At 46.2% G+C, this 22,374-nt stretch carries 19 protein-coding genes; 17 read left to right on the top strand and 2 right to left on the bottom strand.

Annotated elements, in window-relative coordinates; genetic code table 11:
• Window positions 1-129: 129 nt before the first annotated feature.
• From BTO30_RS06010 to yihA, 5 genes are all read left to right on the top strand, one after another.
• Entirely contained in the window at window positions 130-1,092 is a 963-nt protein-coding gene (locus BTO30_RS06010; RefSeq protein WP_075397802.1) for a hypothetical protein, read from the top strand.
• 120 nt (window positions 1,093-1,212) lie between these two features.
• The gene (gene tig / locus BTO30_RS06005; protein ID WP_075397801.1) at window positions 1,213-2,499 is read left to right on the top strand and encodes a trigger factor; all 1,287 of its coding nucleotides are present in this window, start codon (window positions 1,213-1,215) and stop codon (window positions 2,497-2,499) included.
• A 195-nt stretch (window positions 2,500-2,694) separates the two neighbouring features.
• Complete coding sequence (gene clpX / locus BTO30_RS06000; RefSeq protein WP_075397800.1) at window positions 2,695-3,960, top strand: ATP-dependent protease ATP-binding subunit ClpX; 1,266 nt, start codon at window positions 2,695-2,697, stop codon at window positions 3,958-3,960.
• Window positions 3,961-4,110: 150 nt separating this feature from the next.
• Window positions 4,111-6,435 (top strand): endopeptidase La, encoded by a 2,325-nt coding sequence (gene lon / locus BTO30_RS05995; protein ID WP_075397799.1) that lies wholly within the window; start codon window positions 4,111-4,113, stop codon window positions 6,433-6,435.
• Window positions 6,432-7,061, top strand: a complete 630-nt coding sequence (gene yihA / locus BTO30_RS05990; protein ID WP_075397798.1) for a ribosome biogenesis GTP-binding protein YihA/YsxC — start codon at window positions 6,432-6,434, stop codon at window positions 7,059-7,061. Before lon ends, yihA begins: the two co-directional genes overlap by 4 nt.
• A gap of 200 nt (window positions 7,062-7,261) precedes the next feature.
• On the opposite strand, the gene BTO30_RS05985 is transcribed toward yihA, so the two are convergent.
• A complete protein-coding gene (locus BTO30_RS05985; protein WP_075397797.1) occupies window positions 7,262-7,753 on the bottom strand; it encodes a hypothetical protein in 492 nt (163 codons plus the stop codon).
• Window positions 7,754-8,060: 307 nt separating this feature from the next.
• On the opposite strand from BTO30_RS05985, the gene hemA reads away from it, so the two are divergent.
• From hemA to BTO30_RS05945, 8 genes are all read left to right on the top strand, one after another.
• Window positions 8,061-9,404: a glutamyl-tRNA reductase gene (gene hemA, locus BTO30_RS05980; protein WP_075397796.1), complete on the top strand. Its 1,344-nt coding sequence runs from the start codon at window positions 8,061-8,063 to the stop codon at window positions 9,402-9,404.
• Between the two features lie 13 nt (window positions 9,405-9,417).
• Window positions 9,418-10,251, top strand: coding sequence for a cytochrome C assembly family protein (locus tag BTO30_RS05975; protein WP_075397795.1), 834 nt, complete (start codon window positions 9,418-9,420; stop codon window positions 10,249-10,251).
• 33 nt (window positions 10,252-10,284) lie between these two features.
• Window positions 10,285-11,211: a hydroxymethylbilane synthase gene (gene hemC, locus BTO30_RS05970; RefSeq protein WP_143331917.1), complete on the top strand. Its 927-nt coding sequence runs from the start codon at window positions 10,285-10,287 to the stop codon at window positions 11,209-11,211.
• Entirely contained in the window at window positions 11,208-11,981 is a 774-nt protein-coding gene (locus BTO30_RS05965) for a uroporphyrinogen-III synthase (protein WP_075397793.1), read from the top strand. Before hemC ends, BTO30_RS05965 begins: the two co-directional genes overlap by 4 nt.
• Before the next feature lie 6 nt (window positions 11,982-11,987).
• Window positions 11,988-12,965, top strand: coding sequence for a porphobilinogen synthase (hemB, locus tag BTO30_RS05960; RefSeq protein ID WP_075397792.1), 978 nt, complete (start codon window positions 11,988-11,990; stop codon window positions 12,963-12,965).
• Window positions 12,966-12,983: 18 nt separating this feature from the next.
• On the top strand, window positions 12,984-14,273 hold the full coding sequence (hemL, locus tag BTO30_RS05955) for a glutamate-1-semialdehyde 2,1-aminomutase (protein WP_075397791.1): 1,290 nt from the start codon (window positions 12,984-12,986) through the stop codon (window positions 14,271-14,273).
• A gap of 61 nt (window positions 14,274-14,334) precedes the next feature.
• Window positions 14,335-15,414, top strand: a complete 1,080-nt coding sequence (locus BTO30_RS05950; RefSeq protein WP_075397790.1) for an AbrB family transcriptional regulator — start codon at window positions 14,335-14,337, stop codon at window positions 15,412-15,414.
• Between the two features lie 285 nt (window positions 15,415-15,699).
• Window positions 15,700-16,335, top strand: a complete 636-nt coding sequence (locus BTO30_RS05945) for a hypothetical protein (protein ID WP_075397789.1) — start codon at window positions 15,700-15,702, stop codon at window positions 16,333-16,335.
• Here BTO30_RS05945 and BTO30_RS05940 read toward each other — a convergent pair.
• Entirely contained in the window at window positions 16,295-16,477 is a 183-nt protein-coding gene (locus BTO30_RS05940) for a hypothetical protein (RefSeq protein ID WP_075397788.1), read from the bottom strand. The two genes, BTO30_RS05945 and BTO30_RS05940, sit on opposite strands and share 41 nt — an antisense overlap.
• Before the next feature lie 204 nt (window positions 16,478-16,681).
• Here BTO30_RS05940 and BTO30_RS05935 point away from each other — a divergent pair, with 204 nt between their 5' ends.
• From BTO30_RS05935 to BTO30_RS05920, 4 genes are all read left to right on the top strand, one after another.
• Window positions 16,682-19,324 (top strand): valine--tRNA ligase, encoded by a 2,643-nt coding sequence (locus BTO30_RS05935; RefSeq protein WP_075397787.1) that lies wholly within the window; start codon window positions 16,682-16,684, stop codon window positions 19,322-19,324.
• Between the two features lie 71 nt (window positions 19,325-19,395).
• Window positions 19,396-20,682 (top strand): bifunctional folylpolyglutamate synthase/dihydrofolate synthase, encoded by a 1,287-nt coding sequence (locus tag BTO30_RS05930; protein WP_075397786.1) that lies wholly within the window; start codon window positions 19,396-19,398, stop codon window positions 20,680-20,682.
• A 167-nt stretch (window positions 20,683-20,849) separates the two neighbouring features.
• Window positions 20,850-21,590, top strand: a complete 741-nt coding sequence (locus tag BTO30_RS05925; RefSeq protein ID WP_075397825.1) for a prepilin peptidase — start codon at window positions 20,850-20,852, stop codon at window positions 21,588-21,590.
• 147 nt (window positions 21,591-21,737) lie between these two features.
• Entirely contained in the window at window positions 21,738-22,304 is a 567-nt protein-coding gene (locus BTO30_RS05920; protein ID WP_075397785.1) for an SPOR domain-containing protein, read from the top strand.
• The last annotated feature ends 70 nt before the right edge of the window (window positions 22,305-22,374 follow it).

The following is a 22,374-nucleotide window of genomic DNA, read 5'->3' as shown; positions in this document are numbered from 1 at the left end:
CCTCCTGGGACGCCATACATAACAATTCAAAAAGGCAGTCTGTCACGTAATGGTGCGGGCTGCCTTTTTTCTGTTCTTTCCACAAATCCCATGCTACACTTCAATTATTACAAGATGAGCGGGTGACAAATGATGAAAAAGAAGAAGCGGATCAAACAGGGCAATGTGATTCAATTCCCGGGCACGGTGGATCATTTGGATAAAAAAGGCCAAAGAGCACTTGAAGAAAAACGGTTTGATGATGCGATCCTCCACTATACAGAAGCTCTGCGGTTTGAGACGGATCGTACAGAAGAACTGAAAATGGCCCTGCTCATTGCTTATCACGAAAGCGGCAGTTACGACGAAGGGATTGAACTTTCACGTGATATGCTCCATGCTGGTGAAGGTCACTATTTTGATGTGCTCGACATGCATGTGCTGATGCTTATTCAAAAAAAACGCTATAAAGAAGTGGCAGATACTTTATCGGCGTTGCTTGAAGAAGGGCTCCCGCCGGACCGGTACGAACACTTTGCCCATTTAAAAGCGCTTGCAGACCGGATGAGCGCAAAGCAGCAAGAGCCCGCTGCCGCTCTATTTTCTAAAGATGATACAATGCAAAATAAAATGATGAAGCTCGCTGAACTTGCCGCCCACGATGCAGCACCTTACGAAACAGAACTCATTCATCTGCTGGACGATGGATCCGAACATCCATTTATACAGTCAATGGCACTTGGTCTGCTGCGTGAGATAGGCACCGTTCAAAAAGTGACTGTCCGAAAATTTCATTTTGAAAAAGAGGTCATTCCGGTTATGATGGATGAAGCATTCAGCCGTCCTTTTTTCAAGGAAGCTGCTGATCACCTTGAAAAAACGGTTGGACAGGAGAACCCGGCCTTATTCGCGCAGGTTCTGGACCTTGTCAAGCAGCAGCTGTTTTTGCTGCATCCATTTGACCCGGAGCAGGAGCCGGCTGTCTGGGCGGAGGCTGCGGTTTTCCGCATTGAAACGCTTTATCGGTCTGTGAACGCTCTTTCCGACATGAATCCAGAGGTGGAAAAAGCTTTGCTTTTCATGAAGGAACTCGATGAAATTTCAGCCTTTTAGTTGAAAGAAAACGGCTGTATGGTATAATGTAAAAGTCGTATTGTGTCCTTTTTGTATCAGAAAGAATATACATAGGACGAACGTTCATATTTATTAATAGATTGTTGGAGGGAATTTTTTATGTCTGCAAAGTGGGAAAAATTAGAAGGTAACCAAGGCGTACTGACTGTTGAAGTAGACGCTGAAACAGTAAAACAGGGACTCGATACTGCCTTCAAAAAAGTCGTTAAAACCATTAATGTACCGGGCTTCCGTAAAGGAAAAATGCCTCGTCCATTGTTCGAGCAGCGTTTCGGCGTTGAAGCTCTTTATCAAGATGCGATCGATGCGATTCTTCCGGAAGCGTACAGCAATGCCATTGATGAAACCGGTATCGAACCGGTTGACCGTCCGGAAATCGATGTAGAGCAATTTGAAAAAGGCAAACCATTCATCTTCAAAGCTACTGTTACAGTGAAGCCTGAAGTAAAACTTGGCGAATATAAAGGTCTTGAAGTAGAAAAAGAAAGCATAGACGTAACAGATGAAGATGTTGAAAACGAACTGAAAGATCTACAAAAACGCCACGCTGAGCTTGTTGTGAAAGAAGACGGCGCTGTTGAGAATGACGATACTGTTGTCATCGATTTTGAAGGCTTCGTTAACGGTGAAGCATTTGAAGGCGGACAAGCTGAAAACTACTCAATCGTCATCGGTTCCGGCACATTCATTCCAGGTTTTGAAGAGCAGCTTATTGGCATGAAAACCGGCGAAGAAAAAGACGTTGAAGTGACTTTCCCTGAAGAATATCATGCGGAAGAGCTTGCAGGTCAACCGGCTGTATTCAAAGTGAAACTTCATGAAATTAAAGCGCAGGAACTTCCTGAGTTGAACGATGAGTTTGCACAGGAAACAGACGAAGAAGTGGAAACGCTGGATGCATTGAAAGCGAAAATTAAAGAGCGTCTTGCTGAGCAAAAGAAAAACGCTTCTGAACAAAAATTGCGTGACGATCTTGTCGATCAGGCCGTAGCGAACGCTGAAACGGATGTTCCTGATGTCATGATCGACAGTGAAGTTGACCGCATGCTCCAAGAGTTTACTCAAAACCTTTCGATGCAAGGAATGAACCTTGACCTTTACTACCAATTCTCAGGTCAATCGGAAGAAGACCTTCGCGGACAAATGAAAGAAAATGCAGAAACACGTGTGCGTACAAGCTTGACCCTTGAAGCGATCGCTGAAGCTGAAAACCTTGAGCCAACGGACGAAGATGTGGATGCGGAAGTAAGCAAAATGGCTGAGCAATTCGGTCTTTCAAAAGAAGATATTCAAAAAGCACTTGGCAGCCTTGACGGTATGAAAGCGGACTTGAAAATTCGCAAAGCAGTCGAATTTCTTGTCGAAAACAGTAAAACTAGTGCATAATAAAAGAACAAACTGACAAGGCGCGACTTGATCGTGCCTTGTTTTCTACCCTAAAATATGCGAAAAACGCTTTTTCGTTTTTGTTTTCCGGCAAATATGCTACAATGCGATACATAACTTACTTAAGGGGTAGTCAAAAAAGTCGGTCCACTGAATTTTTCCGGCTGCACCAACATAGCATAAGGGGTGAACCAGATGTTTAAATTCAATGAAGAAAAAGGACAGTTAAAATGCTCGTTTTGCGGAAAGTCGCAGGACCAGGTGCGTAAACTCGTAGCAGGGCCGGGCGTATATATTTGCGACGAATGTATTGAACTGTGCACAGAAATCGTGGAAGAAGAGCTGGGTACAGAAGAAGAAGTTGAGTTTAAAGATGTACCGAAGCCGGCACAAATCCGCGAAATTTTAGGTGAATATGTCATCGGGCAGGAACGGGCGAAAAAATCACTCGCGGTTGCCGTTTACAATCACTATAAACGCATCAATTCCAACAGCAAAGTGGATGATGTGGAATTATCCAAATCAAACATTTGCTTAATCGGGCCGACAGGAAGCGGTAAAACGCTTCTTGCTCAAACGCTTGCCCGTATTTTGAACGTGCCGTTTGCCATTGCGGATGCGACGTCATTGACAGAAGCCGGGTATGTTGGTGAGGACGTTGAAAATATATTATTAAAACTCATTCAGGCTGCTGATTACGATGTGGAAAAAGCGGAAAAAGGCATTATTTACATCGACGAAATCGATAAAGTGGCCCGTAAATCGGAAAACCCGTCCATTACACGTGATGTTTCCGGTGAAGGAGTGCAGCAGGCTCTTTTGAAAATTTTGGAGGGTACTGTTGCGAGCGTGCCGCCACAAGGTGGGCGGAAGCATCCTCACCAGGAGTTTATCCAAATTGATACAACCAACATCCTCTTTATTTGCGGCGGAGCGTTTGATGGGGTGGAGCAAATTATTAAACGCCGCCTCGGTCAAAAAGTGATCGGTTTCGGTTCAGAAACGAAAAAAGAAGAAGTGGAAGATAAATCCCTTCTTTCTCAGCTCGTTCCGGAAGATTTGCTTCGCTTCGGATTAATTCCGGAATTTATCGGCCGTCTGCCTGTTATTGCAAGCCTTGAGCAGCTTGATGAAGAAGCGCTTGTTGAAATATTGACGAAGCCGAAAAATGCCCTTGTGAAGCAATACCAAAAAATGCTTGAGCTGGATGATGTTGATCTTGAATTTGAGGATGCGGCTCTAAGCGAAATTGCCAAAAAAGCGATTGAACGTAAAACAGGTGCGCGCGGACTGCGTTCGATCATTGAAAGCATTATGCTTGAAGTGATGTATGAATTGCCGTCACGTGATGATATTCAAACTTGTGTCATTACGAGTGAAACCGTAACAAATCAGGCGCCGCCAAGGCTGCTTGATGAACATGGCAAGGAAGTCGGTTCAGCTGATAAAACGTCTGCATAATGATGTGGTGGAAAAAGGGGACAGCGCCTGGATGGGCGCTGTCCCCTCTTTTTCATCGACATCATCCGGCATTTTACGATAAGATAGGAGAAAAGAAAGAGAAGCGCCCGGTGAAACATACCGGGATGGTTTTTGCAGGGAGGGATTTGGATGAACGCAGAAACAATTTTTACTGTACCGCTTTTGCCATTGAGAGGTATGCATGTCTACCCAACGATGGTGCTGCACCTGGATGTCGGACGAGACCGCTCGATTGAAGCGCTTGAGAAAGCAATGATGAACGACCAGCTCGTATTTTTATCGGCACAAAAAGATCCGGAATTGGATGATCCGGCTGGCGACGATGTATATGAAGTGGGAACGCTGACGAAAGTGAAACAAATGCTGAAGCTTCCAAATGGAACAATCCGTGTCCTTGTCGAAGGGCTTGACCGGGCAAAACTAATTTCCGTTATTGACCAGGAAACTTATTATGAAGCGGTCGTGGAAGTACATGAAGAAGAAACAGGAAAAGACGCGGAAACAGAAGCGCTCATGAGAATGCTGTTCAAACAATTCGAACAATACGTAAAGCTGTCGAAAAAAGGTTCTTCTGATACATTGAGCTCCGTTTCCGATATTGAGGAACCGGGCCGCCTGGCGGATATTGCCGCATCGCATATTGCGCTGAAAGTAAAAGAAAAGCAGGAAATTCTCGCTACGTTTCCGGTGAAACAACGTCTTGAACGGTTAATTTCGCTTTTGCAAAATGAGCGGGAAGTATTAAATTTAGAGAAAAAGATCGGCCAGCGTGTCAAAACATCAATGGAAAAAACACAAAAAGAGTATTATTTGCGTGAACAAATGAAAGCGATCCAGCAGGAGCTCGGCGATAAAGAAGGCAAAACGGGGGAAGTAGAAGAGCTGACAGAGCGCATTTTATCCGCTGCCATGCCGGAACATGTTGAAAAAACAGCTTTAAAAGAATTGGATCGCTATGAAAAAATACCGCAAAGTGCCGCGGAAAGTTCGGTCATCCGCAATTATTTGGAATGGCTTGTCACATTGCCCTGGTCAAACGCGACAGAAGATGACCTTGATGTCTTGAAAGCAGAAGACGTGTTAAACCGTGATCATTATGGGCTTGAAAAAGTGAAAGAGCGTGTGCTAGAATTTTTGGCTGTCCGTCAATTGACACAGTCGCTGCGCGGACCGATTTTATGTCTTGGTGGACCTCCAGGCGTAGGGAAAACAAGTTTAGTCCGTTCCATTGCTGAGTCACTCGGACGTAACTTTGTCCGCATTTCACTTGGCGGCGTCCGGGATGAATCCGAAATTCGCGGTCATCGCCGTACGTATGTCGGCGCCATGCCGGGCCGGATTATTCAAGGGATGAAAAAAGCGGGAACAGTGAATCCGGTCTTTTTATTGGATGAAATTGATAAAATGTCAAGCGATTTCCGGGGTGATCCATCGTCTGCACTGCTTGAAGTGCTTGATCCGGAGCAAAATCATAATTTCAGCGATCATTATATTGAAGAAACGTACGATTTATCGAATGTCATGTTTATCGCCACGGCAAATGATTTAAGTGCCATTCCAGGACCTTTGCGCGACCGGATGGAAATTATTTCGATTGCCGGTTATACGGAAGTAGAGAAAATTCATATTGCGAAAGATCATTTATTTCCGAAGCAAGTAAAAGAAAATGGTTTGACACGCAATCAAATTCGTCTCAAGGAAGAAGCAATCCGCGATATCATCCGGTATTACACGCGTGAAGCGGGTGTGCGCAGCCTTGAGCGCCAGCTGGCAGCCATCTGCCGGAAAGCAGCGAAGAAAATTGTGTCCGGCGAGAAAAAACGCGTAACCGTGACTGATAAAAATTTGCAGGAATTTCTGGGCAAGCGCATTTTCCGCTACGGTCAGACAGATACAGAAGACCAGGTCGGTGTTGTGAACGGTCTTGCCTATACCGCAGCCGGCGGCGATACGTTACAAATTGAGGTATCACTTTCACCGGGAAAAGGCAAACTTCTTTTAACCGGTAAACTTGGCGATGTGATGAAAGAATCGGCACAGGCCGCGTTCAGCTATGTCCGTTCAAAAGCGAATGAACTTGGGATTGAAGCGAATTTCCATGAACATCACGACATTCACATTCATGTCCCGGAAGGCGCTGTGCCGAAAGACGGTCCTTCAGCAGGGATTACAATGGCGGTTGCGCTCATTTCTGCACTTACAGGACGTCCTGTGCGGCGGGATGTCGGGATGACCGGTGAAATTACACTGCGAGGACGTGTCTTGCCGATCGGCGGTGTGAAAGAGAAATCACTCGGTGCACATCGTGCTGGACTGAAAACGATCATTTTACCAAAAGATAACGAAAAAGATATCGATGATGTGCCGGAAAGCATCCGCGAAGGGCTGACATTTTTGCCAGTGTCAACGATGGATGAAGTGCTGGACATCGCGATCGGAGGAAGCAGTACATGAAAGTAAACAATGTAGAACTGGTCATCAGTGCAGCGAAGCCCCATCAATATCCGAATATCGGATTGCCGGAGTTTGCACTGGCGGGCCGTTCCAATGTCGGAAAATCATCGTTTATTAACAAGATGATCGGCCGTAAAAGTATGGCTCGCATTTCGTCGAAGCCGGGTAAAACACAGACCCTGAATTTTTATAAAATTGAAGACACCCTGTTTTTTGTGGACGTGCCTGGTTACGGCTACGCAAAAGTGTCCAAAACGGAGCGCGAGGCATGGGGACAAATGATTGAAACCTATATGACGGACCGGCCGCAGCTGTCGGCTTGTATTCATATTGTCGATTTGCGCCACGCCCCGTCTGCAGATGATGTGGCGATGTACGAGTTTTTAAAATACCATGAAATCCCAGCTATTGTGATTGCGACAAAAGCCGATAAAATTCCAAAAGGAAAATGGCAGAAATATTTAAAAGTCGTAAAAGAAACGCTTGATTTTGATCCTGTGGATGACATTATTATTTTTTCATCGGAAACAGGACTAGGAAAAGATGAAGTGTGGAAAGCTGTGAAAAAACGGATGTATGAAGATAAAATGTATAAAGCCGAGCTGGAGTTGGATGGAGAAGAATAAGAAAAACGGGGATGTCTCAAAAGTTCATTGAGACATCCCCTTCCTTATTTCTATAGCCGGATTTTCTGAGTTTGGGCCGGTTTGTCGATGAATTCGGCCTTGATATATTCCGGCTGTACGATCGAAAAATCGGCCTAAATGGTACGAAATCCGGCCGTCCCTCTGCACTTATTAGACAACTCCGTTTTTTGAAGCGGCGATTATCGCTTCCCGGGCTTTCCGCCATTTTTCTTGACAAACAGTAAATATCCGCCTGCCGCAATTAAAATGAGCGGCCAGAACTGCCAGATGGTTTCAAGAGAGCCGAACCAGCTTTTTACGGTACTGTAAAAGAGCGTCACGGCCGCAAGGATTAAAAATAAAATGCCGTGAACCAGTCCGCTTCCCGTTTTTTGGTGCTGGAGCAAAAAGCCGAGTGCAATAATTAAAATAAACACGCCGGTATCGTTTGCCCACCAGCCGAGGTAATCAATGACGTAAAAATGAATGCCGAATCCCGTCAGCACAACGCCAGGCAAAATGCCATTTCCGTCACTTTTGTATCCTTGTGCTAAAAAGGCAATACCGGTAATCAATAAAAGAGCGGGCCAGCCGAGATATGGCTTCACCCAAAGAAAAGCTGATTGCTGTAAAAAGAAATATAAGCCGAATCCAATCAAAATGATGCCAGGAAACACACGCTGTCCATTCATTTTTCAACGTCCCCGCTTTCCAATTCATTCTGTTGCAAAAATAATTTCTTTTTGATAATATTTATAAAATAGAGGCCCGCAGGACGTGGGTCACAAAGACGCTGCGAGGGCACGGACGGCCTAGTCGGGCGAGCGCCACAGGACGTGGCGGTTCCGAGCGTGGCCACAGGACGTCGCGCTTTTCGTCTTTGATCGTAAAAAAGTGCTGCCTTATATGTTAGCATATGTTCACAAATTGTGAATAATAAAAACTTCTCATTATGGTATAATGGGTAGCACAATGATTCGTTTTCGGGGGTGCAGCAACGTGCATATTATAACGGTTGGATTAAATTATAAAACAGCCCCGGTAGAAATTCGTGAGCGTCTTTCTTTTCAAGAGAATACGCTTGCAACAGCCATGACAGAGCTTCAAAAACAAAAAAGTGTGCTCGAAAATGTCATTATTTCGACATGTAACCGTACAGAGATATACGCGGTTGTCGATCAGCTGCATACCGGTCGATATTATATTAAAGAATTTTTATCAAAATGGTTCAATATTGCGCAGGAGGAATTCACGCCATTCTTGTTCATTTATGAACAGGAAGCGGCAGTGGAGCACCTTTTCCGCGTCGCATCCGGTTTAAATTCAATGGTGCTTGGCGAAACGCAAATTCTTGGACAGGTACGTCAAAGCTTTTTGCAATCGCAGGAGATGGGCACGACAGGCACTGTATTTAACCATTTATTTAAGCAGGCGATTACGCTTGCGAAAAGAGCGCATGCAGAAACGGATATTGGTGCGAATGCCGTATCGGTCAGCTATGCGGCAGTTGAACTCGCGAAGAAAATTTTTGGAAGCCTAAACGGGCGTCACGTGCTCGTTCTTGGTGCCGGAAAGATGGGCGAACTCGCGATTAAAAACCTGCACGGAAGCGGCGCAACGAAAGTGACCGTGATGAACCGGACATTTGAAAAGGCAGAAACGCTTGCAGGCCGTTTTGACGGACAGGCAAAGTCAATGGACGAGCTTCAATCTGCACTTGTTGAAGCGGATATTTTAATCAGCTCCACCGGTTCAAAAGAATATGTCATTACGAAGGGCTTAATGGCAAATGTGCAAAAAATGCGCAAAGGTCGTCCGCTGTTCATGGTTGATATTGCGGTTCCGCGTGATATTGAACCGGAAATTGCGAATCTCGACAGCGTCTTTTTATATGACATCGACGATCTGGAAGGGATTGTGCAGGCGAACCTGGCTGAACGTGAAAAAGCGGCAGCGAATATCGGTCTCATGATTGAAGAAGAGATTGTCGCATTTAATGAGTGGCTGAACCTGCTTGGCGTTGTGCCTGTCATTTCTGCGCTGCGGCAAAAAGCGCTGGCGATTCAGGCGGAAACGATGGAAAGCCTTGACCGGAAACTGCCTCATTTAAGCGAGCGCGACCGTAAAGTGTTAAGCAAGCATACAAAAAGCATCGTAAATCAAATGCTGAAGGACCCTGTTTTACAGGCAAAAGAACTGGCAGGAGATAAGCATGCTGAAGAAAAGCTGGATCTGTTCATGCGAATTTTCAATATTGAAGAAGAAGTAAAAGGATTGAAACAGGCGCAGGCGGAAGAAAAACGCGCACAGGCGGTTCAGGCAAAGCCTTTACTCCAGTTTTAAGCGAGGTTATGCGATGTTTGAACAGGGAATGACACGGCTTCATGAACTTATGATTATTTTATATGCAGTAAGCGTATTGCTCTATTTCCTTGATTTTGTACAGCGCAACCAGAGGGCGAACAAAATCGCCTTCTGGATTTTAACGATTGTTTGGGGTCTTCAAACAATTTTTTTATGTCTATACATGTATAACACTGGAAGGTTTCCGGTTCTCACCTTATTTGAGGGACTGTATTTTTACGCCTGGGTGCTATTGACACTCTCTCTCGTTTTGAATAAACTGCTGCGGATGGATTTCACGGTCTTTTTCACGAATGTAATCGGCTTTTTAATTATGACCGTTCATACATTTGCGCCGATACAGGTTGAATCGCAGGCTGCAGCGGAAAAGCTTGTGTCTGAACTCTTGCTCATCCATATTACAATGGCGATCTTATCCTATGGAGCCTTTTCCCTGTCTTTTATTTTCTCGGCTCTTTACTTGCTGCAATATCGGCTTTTGAAAATGAAGAAATGGAATGAGCGTCTCTGGCGGCTTGGCGATCTCGGACAGCTGGAAAAGATGTCCGTCGTTTTAAACGCGATGGGCGTGCCGCTGTTACTATTGAGCCTCATCCTCGGCCTCGTCTGGAAAACGATAAAATTGCCGGATGTCAGCTGGTTTGATTTGAAAATTATCGCATCATTTGTTTTACTATTCGTATACAGTGCGTTTTTATATGTGAAAGTACGAAAAGGATTGTCAGGAAAAACGCTTGCATTGATTAATACAGCGGCGTTTCTCATTATTTTAATTAACTTTTTCCTCGGAAGCCGGCTGTCCACATTCCATTTCTGGTATTCGTGACACCGGCTTTCGGTTTACATGGAGGGTACGATTGTGCGGAAAATTATTGTCGGGTCAAGAAGAAGCCGTCTGGCGTTAACACAGACGAATCAAGTCATCGATCAATTGAAAAAATTATCACCTGAAACAGAATTTGAAGTGAAAGAAATTGTCACAAAAGGAGATCGTATTTTAGATGTGACATTGTCGAAAGTCGGCGGGAAAGGCCTTTTCGTAAAAGAAATCGAACAGGCGATGTTTGATAATGAAATTGACATGGCAGTCCACAGCATGAAAGATATGCCGGCTGTCTTGCCGGAAGGGCTGGTCATTGGCGCGGTGCCGGAGCGGGAAGACCACCGCGATGCGTTTATCTCAAAAGGCCATGTAAAGTTTCTTGATTTACCAGCAGGGGCGATTATTGGCACAAGCAGTCTTCGCCGCGGCGCTCAGCTGCTGGCGGTTCGTCCTGATATCGAGATTAAGTGGATTCGGGGCAATATCGATACGCGTCTTCAAAAGCTTGAAAATGAAGAATTTGATGCAATTATTTTGGCGGCGGCGGGTCTTGCGCGTATGGGCTGGTCGTCAGACATTGTCACGGAATTTTTAGATGATGAGTTGTCCGTATCTGCCGTAGGACAGGGAGCACTTGCGATTGAATGCCGCGAAAATGATGCGGAATTGCTTGAGCTTCTCGCAAAATTCACCTGCGATCAGACGAAGCGTGCGACGACAGCGGAGCGTGCTTTCTTAAAAGCAGTGGATGGAGGATGCCAGGTGCCTGTGGCTGGTTTTGCGCAAGTAAAAGGCGAAGACGTTTCATTGACAGCTCTCGTTGCGTCACCGGATGGAAAAACAGTGTTAAAAGAAACGGTAACTGGCAGTGATGCGGAACAGGCAGGACTGGAAGCGGCTCGTTTACTAAAAGAACGCGGTGCTTTACAATTGATCGAAGCGGCGAGAGCGGAATCAGAGTGAACGCGGAACAGCCGTTAGCAGGAAAACACATTGTCGTAACACGTCCCGCGGGACAGGCGGCGCCGTTTATTGGTAAAATAGAAGAAGCGGGCGGCACAGCATACGCGGTGCCGCTTATCGCGTTTCGAATGTGTGAAGATATTCGGGATGAGGCTGTGTTGAATCAGCTGTTTACATATGATTGGGTCATTATTACAAGTAAAAATGGCGCGGATTTTTTTATGAAAAAAGTAGGGCAGGCGGGGGTCGATGTGAGGACGCTGCCGGCTAAATTTGCGGCGATCGGTTCGAAAACGGCAGCTGTCCTGGAGCAGTATGGCGTGGAGGTTTCGCATATTCCAAAACGGTTTTCCGCTGATGATCTCGTCAAGGAGATCAATAATGGACGATACATGCCGAAAAAAGCGCTCATTCCAAAGGGAAGCCTGGCCCGTGATATAATCGGTGAGACAATTCGCCGCTCTGGTGCTCAAGCCCACGACTGGATTGTGTACGAAACGTATTTTCCGGAAGATAAAAAAGCAGAACTGCTCGACCTGATCCGGCATAAAGCGATCGATATGTACACATTTACAAGCCCATCCGCTGTCAGACATTTTGTTCAAATCGTCAATGAAGGAAATGAACCGATTCCAGCGGCGGATTTTGCCTGCATTGGACCAGTGACAAAAAAAGAAGCTGAGAAATATGGACTGGCCGTTTCGGTCTGCCCGGAAGAGTACACAATGGAAGCGCTCGTTCAAGAAATGAGCGACTATTACAGGGAGTGAAGAAAAGTGACAAACCATTTTGCAAGGCACCGCCGTCTGCGCCAGAGCGCAAACATGCGCGCACTCGTGCGTGAAACAACATTAAGTGTAAACGATTTTATTTATCCGCTGTTTATTACAGAAGGAAACGGCGTTCGAAATGAAGTCTCTTCCATGCCGGGTGTATTCCAGTTATCGATGGACAATTTGAAAGAAGAACTCGATGAAATAGTTGGACTCGGCATCAAATCGGTTATTTTATTCGGTGTGCCGGATGAAAAAGATGCGGTTGGAACAGGTGCTTACCATAATCACGGTATCGTCCAGCAGGCGACCCGTTTTATTAAAGGGCAGTACCCGGACCTTTTGGTTATCGCTGATACTTGCCTGTGTGAATATACAGACCACGGCCACTGCGGCGTTGTGGAAGGCGGAAAAGTATTAAATGATCCCTCGCTTGATCTGCTGGCGAAAACGGCTGTGAGCCAGGCAGAAGCAGGTGCGGATATTATCGCGCCGTCGAATATGATGGACGGTTTTGTGGCAGCGATCCGCCAAGGTCTGGACGCTGCCGGCTATACAGAAGTGCCGATTATGTCTTACGCTGTCAAATACTCATCCGCCTTTTACGGGCCATTCCGCGATGCAGCGGATTCAACACCTCAGTTTGGTGACCGGAAAACGTATCAAATGGACCCGGCAAACCGGCGTGAAGCGATGAGGGAAGCGGCAGCTGATATTGAGCAGGGAGCGGACTTTCTAATTGTCAAGCCTGCGCTTTCCTATCTTGATATTATCCGAAAAGTGAGAAACGAATTTGACGCACCGGTTGTCGCGTACAACGTAAGCGGCGAATATTCAATGGTCAAAGCGGCGGCATTGAACGGATGGATCGATGAAAAAGCCATCGTGCTGGAAAAATTAATAAGTATGAAACGGGCAGGCGCTGACTTGATTATGACGTATCACGCCAAAGATGCGGCGCGCTGGTTAAGCGGACAATAATCGGAAGGGGATTTATTCATGCATTCATTTGAAAAATCAAAAGCAGCATTTCAAGAAGCGGTAAAAATGATGCCGGGCGGCGTAAACAGCCCGGTTCGTGCGTTTAAATCGGTCAGCATCGATCCGATCTTTATGGAGCGGGGCAAAGGCTCAAAAATTTATGATATTGACGGCAATGAATACATTGATTATGTTTTATCGTGGGGGCCTCTTATCTTAGGTCATTCCAATGATGACGTAGTGGAAGCACTGAAAAAGACGGCTGAAACGGGAACGAGCTTCGGTGCATCGACATTATTGGAAAATGAGATGGCCAAGCTTGTGATTGAACGTGTTCCATCGATTGAAGTGGTACGAATGGTATCAAGCGGCACGGAAGCGACAATGAGTGCGCTTCGTCTTGCGCGCGGTTATACGGGCCGAAATAAAATCCTGAAATTTGAAGGCTGCTACCATGGCCACGGTGATTCGCTGTTAATTAAAGCTGGTTCCGGTGTCGCCACACTTGGTCTGCCGGACAGCCCGGGCGTACCGGAAAGCGTCGCGAAAAACACCATTACGGTTCCTTACAATGATTTAGAGAGCGTTCGTTATGCGTTTGAACAATTCGGAGACGATATTGCCTGCATCATTGTGGAGCCGGTTGCTGGGAATATGGGGGTTGTACCGCCTCAGCCCGGTTTCTTAGAGGGATTGCGTGAGATTACGGAACAAAACGGATCACTTTTAATTTTCGATGAAGTCATGACCGGCTTCCGCGTCGGCTACAACTGTGCACAAGGTCATTTTGGCATTACACCGGATCTTACGTGCCTAGGAAAAGTGATCGGCGGCGGGCTTCCAGTCGGCGCATACGGCGGAAAAGCGGAAATTATGAACAACATCGCGCCGGCCGGTTCGATTTATCAAGCCGGTACGTTATCCGGCAACCCGATGGCGATGACAGCCGGGCTTGAAACACTTCGTCAGCTGACACCGTCATCATACGAAGAATTTACGCGAAAAGCGGATCTGCTTGAAGAAGGCTTGACGAAAGCAGCGGAGAAACACGGCATTCCGATTACATTTAACCGCGCCGGTTCGATGATCGGCTTTTTCTTCCATGAAGGACCGGTTCACAACTACGACGATGCAAAAAATTCGGACCTTGCCTTGTTTGCGGACTATTTCCGCGAAATGGCGCTGGAAGGTGTTTTCCTCCCGCCGTCTCAGTTTGAAGGACTTTTCTTGTCAACGGCGCATTCAGATGAAGATATTGCGAAAACAATTGAAGCCGCTGAAAAAGCATTCAGCCGCTTAAAAAAATAATACGGTTAAAAAGCGGCGGGTGTTCCTGCTGCTTTTTGCCGTTCGACTTGTGGTGTAAACAGTGAAAAAAAGAACAATAAAAACCATCGGGGTCGGTGCTGCAGCAGGCGGACTCTTTGACGCATTAGATATTATTTTACCGTGGATGCTCGGACCGCTGCTTGTCATTATGGTGTTAAATCAGTGGACGCCAGTCAAGCTGACACTGCCTTCCTTTTGGAGAAATGCCGGGCTCCTGTTCCTTGGAATCAGCCTTGGTACGTCATTTACGACAGAATCAATTGAACCGGCTGTCCGCTTTTTTCCATATTTAGCCGTTTTGACGATAGCTATTACAGCTCTGACTATCGGCATGGCGCACTTGTTCAGTCAAAAAACCGGTGTGGATACCGGTACCGCAGTGCTCGGCAGTCTGCCGGGCGGTCTGTCCCAAATGGTGCTGATTGCCGATGAACATCCAAATGTGGACGCATCCGTTGTAACGGTCATGCAAACATTACGGTTATTTATGGTCGTCACGACCGTCCCGTTTCTCGTTAGTGCGATTCATCGGGATCACGCGGCATCAGTCATTCCAGCCAATGCATTGCCGGCTCATCATCTCTCTTTCGGGGAATGGATCTTCATTGCCGGTATCGTTGCAGCAGGCATATTCTTGTTTAAACAAGGAAAACTGCCGACACCGTATTTACTCGGTCCCATGTGTGCCGTTATCGTTTGGAATTTAACGGGCGGCTCACCGTTTCATTTGCCGTATTGGATAATCGCCGCTTCACAGGTGGTACTCGGCGTATATATCGGCTTAAAAATGAACATAACAGGAAAAACCGTTCCACTACGGCAATTAGGCTTATTATTTGCGATGAATGGTATTCTTGTCGCCTTCTGTCTTGCTGCAGCTGTTGTCATCCATCATTGGACGGGCTTCCCGTATCTGGACTTATTTATCGGCCTCGCTCCGGGCGGTGTTGCCGAGATGGCGGTAACAGCCATGTCCACAGGAGCGGATATTGCGGCCGTGACAAGCTTTCATCTGTTCCGCGTCTTTTTTATCTTATTTATTGCCGCGCCTTTGACCGCGCGCTGGCTGAAAAAACGCCGGAATGATACCAATCTCGGGGTCAGTCCCCCATCCGGCTAAAGAGAAGAATGACAGGACAGAAAACCGGACTTAGAAGGGCTGTTGATGATCTAATATACACTTTTGTCAAAAGGGAATCTGTTACACATTTTCGTTTCATAGAGAAAAGGGCATAAAATTATGAAGAAAGACCGTCTGGCGAATCAGTCCCGGACTGTCTTTTGCAAATGCTGCAGTAAAGACGAATTGGACAACCCATACAGCTTGCTTTCCGAGCCTCCTTTTTAAAAACACTTCTTTTTCAACATATTGCTGCATACAATAGCGCGAAAAGGAGTGGTGTAGATGGAAGATTTATTTTTGGTGTCCATTCGTGAAGATGTTGTGTTTCCGGACGGGGAAGAAGTGGAGGAGCTATTGTCTATTTCACTCGATCCGCAGGTGGTGATCGAACCCAAAATGGAAGGGACTTCGCTTACCGGTACGATTGAAATAACAGGTGAATACAGCATCGCTGAAGAAGAGGAGGAAAACATCCGTCAATTTTTCCGGCACATTCCCGTTCAGGCTTTTATTCCACCGAATCGGCAAACAGCTGAAGATACGGATATTCAAATTCATTCTTTTGATTACGACGTACAAAAGCCCGGCCGTCTTATGCTTGCAGCCGAGCTTGCCGTAGCGCTTGTTGATCAAGAAGAAATGACTGATGAATTTGCGCAGGATTCACATATTGAGCTTCCTGTTATGGAAATGGAAGAAGAAGAGGAAGTGGTTGAGACAAATTTACATGAAGATTCCCCTGTCATGGAAGAAGAGGCATCTGTACAGGTTCAAAAAGGAAATGCAGATGCCCCTTCTATTTTCAGCTGGCTTGAGGAACAATCTGAAAAGCAGGCGCAATGGCGTTTTTCGATTGAAAAATCAGGTGATGTGGAGCTTATATCCACTCAAGGTGAAGCGCAGCCGCAAGAAGAATAAGGATCGACAGCAAAATGACGTCCATTGTTGTCGGGAAAAACAAGGTGCGGATGCCCTGGAAGCAGCAAAACGGAACAGCCAGCCCGTATGTAATACGGCGGCAATGACGGAGCCACGGCGGCCACCGGTCATAATGGCGCATCAATTTAACCACCTGCCTTTTTTTCATATTGTATGAAAACACATTTAAAAACGTGTACGCGAGGTTGACGGACTTTATCTTTTTCGGATAAGATAATGGTATTCAAAAGAAAAATGTGGACCTGGAAAAGGTGGTACCGCGAACAATCCTCTTCGTCCTTTTCAGACGACGGGGCTTTTTTTCGTTAAGGAGGAAATAAATAACATGTCACAAAATGAAACAACGATGCCGACAAAATATGATCCACAGACGATTGAAAAAGGACGCTATGACTGGTGGACAGCCGGCAAATTTTTCGAGGCGAAAAACGATGAAACAAAGGAACCATATACGATTGTCATCCCGCCGCCAAACGTGACGGGGAAACTTCATCTCGGACATGCATGGGATACAACGCTGCAGGATATTTTAACGCGTATGAAACGCATGCAGGGCTATGATGTACTCTGGCTGCCGGGCATGGACCACGCTGGTATTGCGACGCAGGCGAAAGTCGAGCAAAAGCTGAAAGAAGAAGGGACAACACGCTACGACCTCGGGCGTGAGAAATTTTTAGAAGAATCGTGGAAATGGAAAGAAGAATATGCCGGCCATATCCGCGCGCAGTGGGCTAAACTCGGTCTCGGTCTTGATTACAGCCGTGAGCGTTTTACCCTTGATGAAGGCCTGTCTAAAGCGGTGCGTGAAGTATTCGTTAAGCTGTATGAAAAAGATTTAATTTACCGCGGCGAATACATTATTAACTGGGACCCGTCCACAAAAACAGCGCTTTCTGATATTGAAGTTATTTATAAAGACGTACAGGGTGCGTTTTATCATATGAAATATCCGCTTGAAGACGGTTCAGGCCATATTGAAGTGGCGACAACCCGTCCAGAAACAATGCTTGGCGATACAGCGGTTGCGGTTCATCCGGAAGACGATCGCTATAAGCATTTGATCGGTAAAAATGTCGTGCTGCCGATTACAGGCCGCGTCATTCCGATTGTAGGCGATGATTATGTCGATCAGGAATTCGGAAGCGGTGCGGTAAAAATTACACCGGCGCACGACCCGAATGACTTTGAAATCGGCAACCGTCATGATTTGCCGCGCATTCTTGTCATGAATGAAGACGGTACAATGAATGAGGAAGCGGGCAAATATAACGGCATGGACCGTTTTGACTGCCGGAAGCAAATTGTAAAGGATCTACAGGAAGAAGGTGTGCTGTTTAAAATTGAGGAGCACCTCCATTCCGTTGGTCACTCAGAGAGAAGCGGCGCCGTTGTGGAACCGTATTTATCAACGCAATGGTTTGTGAAAATGGAGCCGCTTGCGAAAGCAGCGGTTGATTTGCAAAAATCGGATGAAAAAGTAAACTTTGTGCCGGATCGTTTTGAAAAAACGTATTTGCACTGGATGGACAACATCCGCGATTGGTGTATTTCACGTCAATTATGGTGGGGGCACCGTATTCCGGCCTGGTACCATAAAGAAACAGGAGAAGTGTATGTCGGCCATGAAGAACCGGCTGATGCGGAAAACTGGGAGCAGGATAACGACGTATTGGATACATGGTTCTCATCTGCCTTATGGCCGTTTTCAACGATGGGCTGGCCGGATGAAGCGTCTGCTGAATTTAAACGCTATTACCCGACTGCCGCACTCGTTACGGGGTACGATATCATTTTCTTCTGGGTATCCCGCATGATCTTCCAGGGGCTTGAATTTACAGGGAACCGTCCATTTGACGACGTCCTCATTCACGGACTCGTCCGCGATGCAGAAGGCCGTAAAATGTCAAAATCACTCGGCAACGGTGTCGATCCGATGGAAGTGATCGATCAGTACGGTGCGGATTCCCTTCGTTATTTCCTGGCAACAGGAAGCTCGCCGGGACAGGATTTGCGCTACTCAACAGAAAAAGTAGAGGCTGTTTGGAACTTTGCCAATAAAATCTGGAATGCCTCCCGTTTTGCCTTAATGAACATGGATGGCATGACGTATGACCAAATTGATTTGTCCGGCAAAAAATCGGTGGCAGACGAGTGGATTTTAACACGACTGAATGAAACGATTGAAAACGTAACGAACTTGTCCTCGAAATATGAATTCGGGGAAGTCGGCCGTACACTATACAACTTCATCTGGGATGATTTCTGCGACTGGTATATTGAAATGGCGAAATTGCCGTTGTACGGCGAAGACGAACAGGCGAAACAAATGACGCGTTCTGTACTCGCTTATGTTCTCGACAATACAATGCGTCTCTTGCATCCATTTATGCCATTTATTACTGAAGAAATCTGGCAAAACCTGCCGCATGAAGGCGAAACGATTGTGGAAGCAAAGTGGCCTGCTGCTGATGGATCACTCACAAATAAAGAAGCGGCGTCTGATATGAAGCTGCTTGTGGATATTATCCGTGCAGTCCGAAACATCCGGGCAGAAGTAAACACACCGATGAGTAAGAAAGTGCCTCTCGTTATTAAAGCAAAAGATGAGCAGGTCTTATCAACATTGACAGAAAACCGTTACTACATTGAGCGCTTCTGTAATCCGGAAGAGCTTATCATCGAATTGGCTCCGGAAACACCGGCAAAATCCATGACGGCGGTTGTAACTGGTGCGGAACTGTTTATGCCGCTTGCAGGTCTTTTAAATATAGACGAAGAAATTGCCCGTCTGGAAAAAGAAAAAGCAAAATGGCAGTCGGAAGTAGACCGTGTATTAAAGAAACTTTCGAATGAGCGGTTTATGGCGAAAGCGCCGCAAAAAGTGGTCGATGAAGAGCGTGCGAAGGAAACAGATTACCGCGCAAAACTCGCAGCGGTTGAAGCGCGCATTGAAGATTTAAAGAATTAATTCATTGAAAAAGGCGGATCGGCTCAAGCGGGCGGATTCGTCTTTTTCGTACATAAAAGGGGAAAATAAAAATGGAAACATATGAAGAAGCTTTATCATGGATACATGGCCGCCTCCGGACAGGCATGAAGCCGGGGCTTGCACGCATGGAGTGGATGATGGAAAAACTTAATCACCCGGAACGCCGTCTGAAAGCGGTGCATATTGGCGGGACGAATGGAAAAGGATCGACCACATCGATGCTGCGTTCGATTTTACAAGAAGCAGGCTATGAGGTGGGAACGTTCACTTCGCCATATATTGAACAATTCAACGAGCGGATCAGCGTAAACGGCCAGTCCATTTCAGATGATGACATTACAGTGCTGGCGAATAAAATCCGGATACTCGCCGATGAAATGGAAGACATGCCGTTCGGTGGACCGAGCGAATTTGAAATTATTACAGCGATGGCCTTTTATTATTTTGCTTTTGTGCGCCCGGTTGATATTGTGCTTTTTGAAGTCGGTCTTGGCGGCCGTTTGGACTCCACGAATATTGTTCACCCGGTTCTTTCAATTATAACGACCATCGGCATGGACCATATTCAATTTCTTGGTGACTCACTCGCTGACATTGCGTTCGAAAAAGCGGGTATTGTGAAAAGCGGCATACCAGTTATAACAGCCGTTCATCAGCCGGAAGCACTGGACGTCATTAAACGGACAGTGCAAGAAAAAAAGGCGGCTCTTTATTTAGAAGGCCGTGATTTTAACGGAACATGGACCGCTTCAACGACAGGAGGAGAACAGTTCCAGTTTGATTCTCCATTCAGCAAACATGATCGGCTTGAAACGGGGCTAGCCGGCCTTCATCAAGTAAAGAACGCAGCGCTCGCGGTCATGGCGGCGGATTATTTACGTGTTTTTTATTCGTTTTTAATAGAAAAAGAGCATGTGGAATTCGGCTTGAAGAACACACGATGGCCCGGCCGGTTTGAAACGCTTTCGGAAAATCCGCTTATCATCGCGGACGGTGCCCATAACGAAGAAGGCATCAAAGCCTTGACCGACACGATCAAGTCCCGTTTTCCGGACAAAAAGATCACGATTTTATTTGCGGCAATGAAAGACAAACCATTGGGAAACATGATCGATGAATTGAAAAGTGCGGCCGATTTATTATATTTTGCGCCGTTTTCATTTCCGCGCGCGGCTCAAAAAGAAGATTATGAGCCATTTGCTTCAGAGAAAGCGTCCGTCGTTGAATCGTATGCGGCATGGATTCGCAATTTTAAAGAAAGGGTATTAAAGGACGAGGTGCTTGTCATTACCGGTTCGCTTTATTTTATATCAGATGTAAAAAATCAGTTAATCTGAAATTTTTTCCAAATAAGGCAGAGTGTAGTATACTAGATAGAAAGAATTGTTTGATGAGTCAGGAGGAAGGAATCGATGTTACACAGGATAGAAGGCACTCCATCAGAAGTGAACATACTAAAGAGTGAAACAGCCTCAGCTGGAACTGGACCAGCCGTACAAATATGATGCATGTGCTTATGTTCCTGTATGGTCTCGTCTTGGGCTCATTTTATAATGTTGTAGGTCTCCGGGTTCCGTCCGGTCATTCGATTGTGAAGCCGCGCAGCGCATGCCCGCTGTGCGGCCGGCAATTGACAGCTCCGGATTTGATTCCGGTCGTTTCCTATTTGATGCTGAAAGGGAAATGCCGCAAATGCGGGGCTCCTATCCCTCCTATTTACCCGTTAATAGAGCTGTTGACGGGGCTGTTATTTATGTATGCGTTCCTTTCTTTCGGTTTCACGGTGGAATTGTTTATCGCTTTGATCCTGATTTCAATGCTTGTCATTATTGTCGTGTCCGATCTTGCGTATATGCTGATCCCGGATAAAATTTTATGTGTTTTTTTCGTTTTGTTTGTGATCGCTCGCTTCATACAGCCGCTCACACCGTGGTGGGATTCGCTTGCAGGCGCAGCGGCCGCATTTATGCTGCTTTTGCTTGTTGCTGTCCTATCAAAAGGCGGCATGGGCGGAGGAGATATTAAATTGTTTGCCGTTCTTGGATTTGCAATGGGGACAAAGCTTGTACTGCTGACATTCTTTTTGTCATGTCTTATTGGCGCTGCAGCGGGACTTGTTTTCATGATGTTTGGTATCGTCAAGCCGGGTAAACCAATGCCGTTCGGACCTTCAATTGCCTTGGCGGCGATGGCCGCTTATTTTCACGGCGTCGGAATCATCAACTGGTATCTCACATTTTTTTAACGGCGTCTATTTAGAGAAAGCAAAGACGCTTTTCCTCTATGGCTATGAACATCTTATTCGTACACAGATAATAAAACAGGACGCTCCGTTCTGTTCTTTTTTATGGACGAAAATCGTATACATAATAAAAAAACGGGAGGGATGAATATGGACGAGCCGGACTGGTCAAACCATAACAGCGATGTTCTTGTCTGGCAGCTGCCCGGTGAAGAAACGCCTGCTCCTTTGCCGAAAAAAAAATCGCTGATTCGGCCGGCTGCAGGAGCGGCTATTATCGTGTCGGCACTTATTACCGGGACAATATTTGGCGTGACGATGATCCGCGCTGTGAATGTTCCGGATGAAAAGCCGGCTGAGGCTGCTGTCAGCGAGGCACCTGTACAGGAAACGAAAAAGGCAGACGTGAGCGTGTCGGTCATACAAGGAGGTCTTTTCTCAACAGAGGAATCGGCGCTGAAAGGCATGGAAGCTGCAAAAGCAAAGCAGATGACAGCTTCCGTTATCCCGGTTGGCGGACAGTACATGCTTTTATATGGTGCTTTTGGTTCTAAAAGTGAAGCGGAGCAGGCGTCACAACGTATAGAGGAAAAAGGAACAAACGTATATGTGAAAGAAGTGACCGCTTCGATGACAGATAGTGACGAAAAGAAGTTTAAGGAAGAATCGGATCCGGAAAAGCGGCTCGATCAATTAAAAGAAGCGATGTCCCCATAACCTGCCTGCTTCCGGCAGGTTTTTATTGTTGCACTTTCTGAAATTTGGTATGATGGTTTCGTATTCTCCC

Source organism: Domibacillus antri (assembly GCF_001936625.1).
In the GTDB taxonomy this organism is placed as follows: Bacteria; Bacillota; Bacilli; order Bacillales; family Domibacillaceae; genus Domibacillus; species Domibacillus antri.
The sequence above is the reverse complement of the archived record's forward strand: the minus strand, read 5'-3'. Positions and strand labels throughout refer to the sequence as shown.

Excerpts from the sequence above, each read along its gene's own strand:
- BTO30_RS06010 (WP_075397802.1), top strand. The coding sequence starts at position 130 with ATGATGAAAAAGAAGAAGCGGATCAAACAGGGCAATGTGATTCAATTC.
- tig (WP_075397801.1), top strand. The coding sequence starts at position 1,213 with ATGTCTGCAAAGTGGGAAAAATTAGAAGGTAACCAAGGCGTACTGACT.
- clpX (WP_075397800.1), top strand. The coding sequence starts at position 2,695 with ATGTTTAAATTCAATGAAGAAAAAGGACAGTTAAAATGCTCGTTTTGC.
- lon (WP_075397799.1), top strand. The coding sequence starts at position 4,111 with ATGAACGCAGAAACAATTTTTACTGTACCGCTTTTGCCATTGAGAGGT.
- yihA (WP_075397798.1), top strand. The coding sequence starts at position 6,432 with ATGAAAGTAAACAATGTAGAACTGGTCATCAGTGCAGCGAAGCCCCAT.
- BTO30_RS05985 (WP_075397797.1), bottom strand. The coding sequence starts at position 7,753 with ATGAATGGACAGCGTGTGTTTCCTGGCATCATTTTGATTGGATTCGGC.
- BTO30_RS05975 (WP_075397795.1), top strand. The coding sequence starts at position 9,418 with ATGTTTGAACAGGGAATGACACGGCTTCATGAACTTATGATTATTTTA.
- hemL (WP_075397791.1), top strand. The coding sequence starts at position 12,984 with ATGCATTCATTTGAAAAATCAAAAGCAGCATTTCAAGAAGCGGTAAAA.
- BTO30_RS05945 (WP_075397789.1), top strand. The coding sequence starts at position 15,700 with ATGGAAGATTTATTTTTGGTGTCCATTCGTGAAGATGTTGTGTTTCCG.
- BTO30_RS05940 (WP_075397788.1), bottom strand. The coding sequence starts at position 16,477 with ATGCGCCATTATGACCGGTGGCCGCCGTGGCTCCGTCATTGCCGCCGT.
- BTO30_RS05935 (WP_075397787.1), top strand. The coding sequence starts at position 16,682 with ATGTCACAAAATGAAACAACGATGCCGACAAAATATGATCCACAGACG.
- BTO30_RS05930 (WP_075397786.1), top strand. The coding sequence starts at position 19,396 with ATGGAAACATATGAAGAAGCTTTATCATGGATACATGGCCGCCTCCGG.
- BTO30_RS05925 (WP_075397825.1), top strand. The coding sequence starts at position 20,850 with ATGCATGTGCTTATGTTCCTGTATGGTCTCGTCTTGGGCTCATTTTAT.
- BTO30_RS05920 (WP_075397785.1), top strand. The coding sequence starts at position 21,738 with ATGGACGAGCCGGACTGGTCAAACCATAACAGCGATGTTCTTGTCTGG.